This window comes from Alteromonas sp. Cnat3-28 (genome assembly GCF_022348265.1).
In the GTDB taxonomy this organism is placed as follows: Bacteria; Pseudomonadota; Gammaproteobacteria; order Enterobacterales; family Alteromonadaceae; genus Alteromonas; species Alteromonas macleodii.
Genome location: NZ_JAKREY010000048.1, coordinates 1 through 1,195 on the forward strand (window position 1 = coordinate 1; position 1,195 = coordinate 1,195).

1 protein-coding gene is annotated in these 1,195 nt (G+C 46.5%); it reads right to left on the reverse strand.

All coding sequences use genetic code 11. The features are described from left to right. Window positions 1-1,101: IS4 family transposase (locus MHM87_RS19745; protein ID WP_239260865.1), on the reverse strand; the 1,101-nt coding region annotated here is incomplete at its 3' end. Window positions 1,102-1,195: the final 94 nt, after the last annotated feature.

Below are 1,195 nucleotides of genomic sequence, written 5' to 3' on the forward strand. Positions count from 1 at the left end.
TAATTCCGGCATGTCTTTTACGGCATCCAGCATCATCATTCTAATCAGGTTGTAGGCTACCAACAGCCCCCAGAGTTCCTGTCGAACCATCTCAGGTTTCTTACTGCGCAGTGTCAGTTTTGCCTGATGTAGTGTCTGTTTCATTTCTCTGAAGCCCAGTTCGATTTCCCAGCGTTGAACATACACATTGACAACTTCTTCGTAGGGAAACTGCATTGCATCGACCATTGAACTGAGCACGCGGTAAGACTTTCCATCTACTTTGTAGCGGGTCAGTCTCGCTTCAATGGTTTCGGGTAAACCATCAAATTTCTTCCTGGCTTGAGGAGAGGTTTTAAGCGTGATAACAGCATCATCCTCGCTGAGTTGATGTCTCACAGTATACTGTAAATCTTTACGGGCGGGGAGCATCCAGTGCGTATTAACGCCTTTAGTCATCCACAAGTACAGTAGCCCCAGCGAATAATACCCTCTGTCAAAAAGGGTCAGAGAGTTATCGGGAACCGAAGGAACAAGCCGCTGTGCAAGAGACATCTCTCCCACATCCCGGCTGTCAAATTCACTGGCCAACAGAAGGTGGCTGGACGTTTCCATCAGACTACACATGCGTACCTGTGGGTACGGATTATCACCCTTAGCATTCCGGTCACAACCAAATGCATCAAGGTTCTCAGCAGTATCCTGAGCACGGAACATTACGCCGTCAACCGCCAGTACATTTAAACCACACCACTGTTCAAAGGCATATTCAGTGAATGCCCGCTGTGCCATCAATTTGAAGACGTGACCGACAGCATCATCACCCAACCTTTGGCGGGCTTGTACCACTGCACTCGGAGCAACAAAGCGGTTTTTACCCGGAAGCGAAACATTGAGTTTATTCGCGATGTCCCAGACAGGATCGTTACGAAAAAGACTCATGCCGACAATGGTTAACACTACCGAATCTAAAGGCAAACGGCGACGTCTGACAGTCGCCACACCTGATAGCTCATAGGCTTGCTGAAGAAGTTCAGGGTCAACAAACGACATCAGTTTATCGATGGCATTTAAATCTTCTGCATGGCTGAATGTTTCATCGAGGTTTGTAAGTAAAGACATTAAAAAATCCGATACCAGAGACTGATATCGGATTTTGAAGCCTTAAAAAGATCGGTCAACCGATCATGAAAATTTTCTTAACTGATCGGCATTA